Origin of the sequence: Pseudoalteromonas sp. TB51, from assembly GCF_000498055.1 — a bacterium.
GTDB classification, from domain to species: Bacteria; Pseudomonadota; Gammaproteobacteria; order Enterobacterales; family Alteromonadaceae; genus Pseudoalteromonas; species Pseudoalteromonas atlantica.
Genome location: NZ_AUTO01000241.1, coordinates 1 through 6,705 on the forward strand (window position 1 = coordinate 1; position 6,705 = coordinate 6,705).

Consider the following 6,705-nt stretch of genomic DNA (forward strand, 5'->3'; position numbering starts at 1 on the left):
GGTTTTGACGTTCTTGTTGCTCGCGCTCTAGGCGCTCTTTACGGGCGTCAAAACGCTCTTTTGCTCTATCGGCTTTAATTTTTTCGGCTTGCTGCTCTTTTATTTCTACTTTTGCTACGCGGTAATACTGCACCAATGGAATTTCGCTTGGGCATACATACGCACACGCGCCACATTCAATACAATCAAATAAGTTGTGCTCTTGTAATTTGTCGTATTCTTTTGATTTTGCAAACCATTGTAGTTGCTGTGGCAATAACGAAGCAGGGCAGGCATCTGCACAGGCACTACAACGTATACAAGCTTTTTCAGGGCCAGGCTCTGCCAGCTCTTTATGATCGGGGGCTAAAATACAGTTGGTGGTTTTAATTACCCCAATACGCACAGTCGGTAAGGTAAAGCCCATCATCGGCCCGCCCATTACAACGCGCTGCTGGGGTACGGGTGAAAAACCTTGGCAATCAAGCAGGTGCTTAACTTCGGTGCCTAATAGTGCCCATACATTACCTGCATTATGGATGGTGTTACCTGTCACTGTAACAACGCGTTCAATAAGCGGTTTACCTTCGTACACTGCCTGCTGCACAGCAAATAAAGTTCCTGTGTTGTGCACTAAAATACCAATATCGGCAGGNCCGCCACTGGGTACTTCACGGTTTGTAAGTAATTTAATTAATTGTTTTTCGCCACCCGATGGATAAACAGTAGGCACCGTTTGAATAACAATATTGGCGTTGTGCTCTGCGGCAGTTTTCATAGCCGCTATGGCTTCGGGCTTATTATCTTCAATGCCAACAATACACAGTGCCGGGTTTAAAATTTGTTGCATTAGCTCAATGCCTTGCACTACTTGCTTGGCATGTTCACGCATTAACACATCGTCGGCTGTTATGTATGGTTCGCACTCAACAGCATTAACAATTAAAAACTCAATAGGTTGTTTTATATCGGCTTTTACATAAGTAGGAAAGCCTGCTCCACCCATACCACTTATACCTGCTTGATGAATTATATCGACTAATTCATCGTGGCTAAGCTCACTTGGGTTAGGTGTTGGGGTGAGTTCGCACCATTGATCTTTGCCATCAGGCTCAATAATAATACTTAGCTCAGGTAAAGCCGATGGATGTGCCGAAGGCATAGAAGCAATATCTGTTATGGTGCCAGAGCTGGGCGCATGTACAGGCACAGACCAATTCGCAACGGGGACGGTAAGTGCTTGGCCTTTTAATACCTGTTGGCCTTTTTCTACAATTAATTTACCGTTAGCACCAATGTGCTGTTTAATTGGTACAACTAACTTATCAGGTAGAGGAAGCCTAGCAATACGCGCACTGTTAGAGAGTGTTTTTTGTTGTGGTGGATGCACGCCGCCCGGGAATGCCCAAACAGTGCCTTTTTTAATTTGTTCAAGTAACTTTTCCACTCAAACCTCTAATCTATTTGCGTGACAGGAATAGCATCAAGTTGCCATTTCCAGTTTTGTTTTGTTTCGGCTACAGGCAGCATATCAATGCAATCTACAGGGCAGGGCTCTACACATAAATCGCAGCCAGTACATTCTTCGATTAGTACAGTGTGCATTTGGCGTGTAGCACCGACAATGGCATCCACAGGGCATGCCTGAATACACTTAGTACAGCCTATGCACTCGTCTTCGCGAATATAGGCCACTGTTTTTATCGGCTCTGCTTGTTCGCCACCGGCAAGCGGTTTAGGCTCTACGCCCATTAAATCGGCTAGCTTTTTAACCGTTGCTTCTCCGCCTGGTGGGCATTTATTAATTTCATCCCCGTTGGCAATTGCCTCAGCGTAGGGGCGACAGCCCGGATAGCCACACTGGCCACACTGGGTTTGCGGTAAAATGGTATCTATTTGCTCAACAATTGGGTCGCCTTCTACACGAAAGCGAATAGCTGCAAAGCCTAAAATAAGTCCAAAAACAAGCGCTAGCGAGCCAAGCGCTATCAAGGCATACATTAAGGTCATATTAAAACTTCACTAATCCGGTAAATCCCATAAACGCCATCGACATTAAGCCGGCGGTGATCATGGCTATTGAGGCGCCTTTAAACGGGGTAGGAACATCTGCAGCAGCAAGGCGTTCGCGCAGCGCTGCAAATAATACAAGTACTAATGAAAAGCCAACGGCTGCGCCAAAACCATACACGGCCGATTGTAAAAAGGTGTGATCTTCTTTTATGTTAAGAAGCGCAACACCTAATACCGCACAGTTAGTAGTGATCAGCGGTAAAAATATACCCAGTAAACGGTATAAAGTCGGGCTAGTTTTACGCACAACCATTTCGGTAAATTGCACCACAACGGCAATCACTAAAATAAAGCTCATGGTGCGTAAAAATTCGATATCTAGCGGCGCTAAAATATATTGATTAACTAAATAGCTTGTAACAGAGGCAAGAGTAAGCACAAACGTGGTTGCTAAAGACATACCAATAGCGGTATCAAGCTTGCCTGATACACCCATAAATGGACATAAGCCTAAAAATTGTACTAATACAAAGTTATTAACTAGAACGGTTCCAATCAATAACAAGACATATTCTGTCATGTGTGCCTCGCGCTATTAAAATCCTGTGTATTATCCTTTTTTCTGCCTCGATAAACAACATATGCGAGTCGTTATCAGTTAAATAAACACAGTAAAATAATTAAGCGATCACAAAGCTGTAAAATTTATGTGATTTTAAAGTAAGCGAAAAATTAAACAGTTAAACGCAAAAAAGAGCACATGTGCTCTTTTTTACTTTAATTAAGGGGAGGTGCTAAATATCTTTAGGTTTTTCTATGTAATAACCTTGTACGCCGTCTAGGCAAAGCGTTTCTACAATGTGTTTTTCTTCTTGGCTTTCAACGCCCTCTGCAAACACACTCACACCAATGCGGTGGGCTAAATCAACCATTAGGCGCATAAAGTATTGATTGTTTTTATCATCTTCTAGGCCGCGGGTGTAACTTGCATCCATTTTAATAAAGTCTGGTTTTAAATCACGGAAAAACTTAAACGACGTTAGTCCTACACCAAAGCGTTCAACCGTTACGCGGGCACCTACGCGATGCACCATATCAATAAAGCGTTTACTGGCTTTAATATTTTGCTGTAGGCCAAACTCACTTACTTCAAATACTAATTTAGAGGCTATATGCGTATCTTTTAATAAGCGGCGCTCTAACCAAATAACAAATTGATCGTTATGTGCACTTGAGGCGGTTACATTCAGGCCAAAAAACTTTTCAGAGAGGTTACGGCTTTTAATTTTTTCAAGTGATGAGTCAATAATTAAGCGGTCAATTTCTATGGCCATATCGAGTTTTTCAGCCATGGCTAAAAACGAGGCCGTAGGAAGCACTTGGTTATCTTCGGTTTTAAAGCGCACTTGTATCTCTGCATACGCCTTAATACTTTTACCCAGCGGCATAATATTTTGCATTACTAAGTGAACACGTTTTGATTCAATCACTTCGTTAATCACTTTACGCCAGTTTTGGTTACCAAACCCAGCACTTACATTATTAACTAAATCGGTTTCGCGCTGCACATGCCATGCATTTACTTGCTTAGATTGCGCCATGCTCATTGCGTTATCGACAACCGATAATAGCTCACCCAGCGGTTTGCCTTTTTCGTAGCCCACAATACCTGTGTTAGCCACAGAGCTGAGCTCTTGATTTTGTTGGTATTGAGTAAAGCGCGATTGCAGGTTTTCACCAAAACGCTCTGCTTCTTTAAGTGGGGTATTAGGTAGTACAATGACAAAGTCTGAGCTATTTAGCCTAAATACTTGGCTGCCAGTGTAAGTGCCGCTTATATGCTTAATTATATCCGCCACACCTTTAACGTAGTCATCACCTTTTTGGTAGCCACGGCTTTGATTTATAGTTTGCAGCTCACTACAGCGTACAAGCGCTAACGAACCAAACGTACTGCGCTCACTGTTTTCGATGTGTTTTTCGTAATATTCAACAAACATATTACGGTTACCTAATTCAGTAATTACATCTTTATAGGCTTCTTGTTTGATACTTAGGGCAGCGTTTTGAATATCATCATTTTTATTTTTTAAAAAATGCGAAAGGCGATTAAAGCTCGGGACTAAATCTTTACCTAGCTTTTTCATTTTACTGGCATCAAGTGCGGTGTCTAAGTCGTCGCCAATTTGATTTTGGTTAATATAAATGTCTATTACATCGGCTACGGTCATGCTGATATTTTTATTTAAGCTATGAAAAATAGACTTCATTAATATGATAGGAATAATCACTAAAAAGGCAGAAATAAATATAACTATAAATAAAGAGGTTTGTAGCTGCTGCGCTAAACGTTCAATGTTGAGGGTAAATTCTACTTTTATATCTGCAGCGTCATTAACGGCAAACTGTGGGCGAACCGAATTAAAGCTAGATTGAATAAATTCAGCAAACATGGGTAGCTGGGTAGGGGAGTTAACTGAAAATACCTCAGCCCCTTGGTAGTCTCTTAGTATAAAGCTTGAAAACGTTTTACCATCGCCAATCGCTTTTTTTATACTTTCAGGCGAAAGCTCATCACTAGTTAAGCTGTTAATGTAACGTGTTACGCTGGTTTGCGCTGAAGTTTGTGCTTCACTTACTGCATTATTAAAGCTTACAGATATGAAGTAGCTTCCAGCCGCAACACATACAAGCCAAGACAGGATTTGTATAAAAATAAGTTTTTTAAAGCCAGCCATGTTATCAATCTTTTAATAGTTCAAAAGGAAAGGAATCAGGTCCTTGATCATTCAACTAATAGCAACACATTAGAATAGATATTATGTTTTAGTTATAAAGCAGAAGAGTAGTGGAAAATTACTGAAATGTCTATGAAATTCTTATGATTGGCTCCCCCTCCCCGACTCGAACGGGGGACCTGCGGATTAACAGTCCGTCGCTCTAACCAACTGAGCTAAGGGGGAACAAATAGAGATGTAATTTTATGATTTGGCTCCCCCTCCCCGACTCGAACGGGGGACCTGCGGATTAACAGTCCGTCGCTCTAACCAACTGAGCTAAGGGGGAACTACATCATAAACATAAACTTGGCTCCCCCTCCCCGACTCGAACGGGGGACCTGCGGATTAACAGTCCGTCGCTCTAACCAACTGAGCTAAGGGGGAAGCGTCATGCCTTTCAACGGGGCGAAATATTAATGATGGAGCCGCAAAGTGTCAACATATAAAAGTCATAAATTTAAAAAAGAAGTTTATTCGTTGTTTTTATGTTCGATCTGCGCATTTTATAACTCTATTTATGCAAAACACGGCGGTAAATCTCTATTTAGACTCACACCAATGTGAAAAAAACAGCGCCCATAAAATAGCCATTGTTTAATTTATGTGTAAAAAATGCCGCTGAGACAAAATTTATCGCGGCAAATCAGTAAATTTGTATTTAACCTGGTTGTCATAAAACCGAGTATAAATTTAGCTAGCAGATCTTTTTAAAAAATCCAGCAGGGTAGTTTTTTCGTATTACCGTATTTAAGAGGGGTTAAACTAATAAAGCCGTGGTTGGAAACTTTATTTTAAAAAGCTGTACAAAAACAAAACAATCAATAAGTTGCTAAATATTTGCGTAAACTAATTAAGTCACTTATAGCTGTATTAGGCACAAAGATTTGGCTTAGCTTAATTTTTTGTTTGCAAGCATTGATAAGTTTTTAACTTTAACTTTGAGCAAAGGTTGGACCTGAGCTGAATTTTAGCCAGCGCGCAAGCCTTTATAAATGCGGGCTCAGCTGAGTTATCCACGGTTTCTGTGGATAACTCTGTTTATGAAACTTTAAGAACACTGTCCCGACCAGAGTTTTAGGGCGCTACAACGATTTCAAGCTTTTAAAACGATTTTTTTATTACTATAAAAAACATAGGGTTATAAATACATGCTGAATTACCATGCAACGATGAGTAAATTAATTCGTTACGATAAAGATTAATACCGCGCTGTGTAAAAATTCAGCGAATTTGCAGGGTTAAATGTTAAAAAAGTAATAAAAATGTTCACTTATTGTTTTTTGGCGCTCTAAGGGCGTATTTGTGCACAAATGCTTAAAAATTCAACTTTAGCTATTTTTTTAATTGTTGCTTTATTATTAGTACTAAATCCATTGATAAATCCGTGGCTTGAATTGCTATGATGCTTTAAAATGGCTCGCTCAGTAAAAGAGGCTTATTTATTCCATGCGCGAAACTTCACATTCTCAATCACGCCCAGATTTACTTAACGATCCCATCTTGCCTACATTGAAAAAAATGACCATTCCGATGATATTTGGCATGGTCACGCTAATGATGTTCAATATAGTCGATACATTTTTTATCAGTATGTTGGGCACAGAGCCCCTTGCAGCGGTAAGCTTTACGTTTCCGGTAACCTTTACGGTAATAAGCCTAGCCATAGGTTTAGGTATTGGTACATCAGCGGTAATAGCGAAAGCCTTAGGCAGTAATAAAATAGAAGAGGCGCGATTTGATGCCAGTGTGTCGCTTATTGTGGCGCTACTATTAGTTATTTTACTTTCGTTTGTTGGATATTTACTAATCGACCCAATATTCACTTTATTAGGGGCCGGACAATTAGTGCTGCCACTTATTCATGATTATATGAATATTTGGTTTATTGGCAGCGTATTTTTAATTACCCCTATGATAGGTAATTCGGTATTAC

At 40.4% G+C, this 6,705-nt stretch carries 5 protein-coding genes and 3 tRNA genes; 1 reads left to right on the plus strand and 7 read right to left on the minus strand.

What is annotated here, in order from left to right:
- The 7 genes from rsxC to L650_RS0113900 form a co-directional block, all read right to left on the minus strand.
- On the minus strand, positions 1–1,426 hold a 1,426-nt coding region (rsxC, locus tag L650_RS0113870), incomplete at its 3' end, for an electron transport complex subunit RsxC (RefSeq protein ID WP_029773490.1).
- An 8-nt stretch (positions 1,427–1,434) separates the two neighbouring features.
- Positions 1,435–1,989: an electron transport complex subunit RsxB gene (gene rsxB / locus L650_RS0113875; RefSeq protein ID WP_004589479.1), complete on the minus strand. Its 555-nt coding sequence runs from the start codon at positions 1,987–1,989 to the stop codon at positions 1,435–1,437.
- Between the two features lies 1 nt (position 1,990).
- Complete coding sequence (rsxA, locus tag L650_RS0113880) at positions 1,991–2,572, minus strand: electron transport complex subunit RsxA (RefSeq protein ID WP_004589478.1); 582 nt, start codon at positions 2,570–2,572, stop codon at positions 1,991–1,993.
- 214 nt (positions 2,573–2,786) lie between these two features.
- Entirely contained in the window at positions 2,787–4,730 is a 1,944-nt protein-coding gene (locus L650_RS0113885) for an EAL domain-containing protein (protein WP_029773491.1), read from the minus strand.
- A gap of 148 nt (positions 4,731–4,878) precedes the next feature.
- A tRNA-Asn gene (locus tag L650_RS0113890) sits at positions 4,879–4,955 on the minus strand.
- A gap of 26 nt (positions 4,956–4,981) precedes the next feature.
- Positions 4,982–5,058: transfer RNA gene (locus L650_RS0113895), tRNA-Asn, on the minus strand.
- A gap of 21 nt (positions 5,059–5,079) precedes the next feature.
- Positions 5,080–5,156, minus strand: a tRNA-Asn gene (locus L650_RS0113900).
- Positions 5,157–6,218: 1,062 nt separating this feature from the next.
- On the opposite strand from L650_RS0113900, the gene L650_RS0113905 reads away from it, so the two are divergent.
- The coding region (locus L650_RS0113905) for an MATE family efflux transporter (protein ID WP_029773492.1) at positions 6,219–6,705 on the plus strand (487 nt) is incomplete at its 3' end.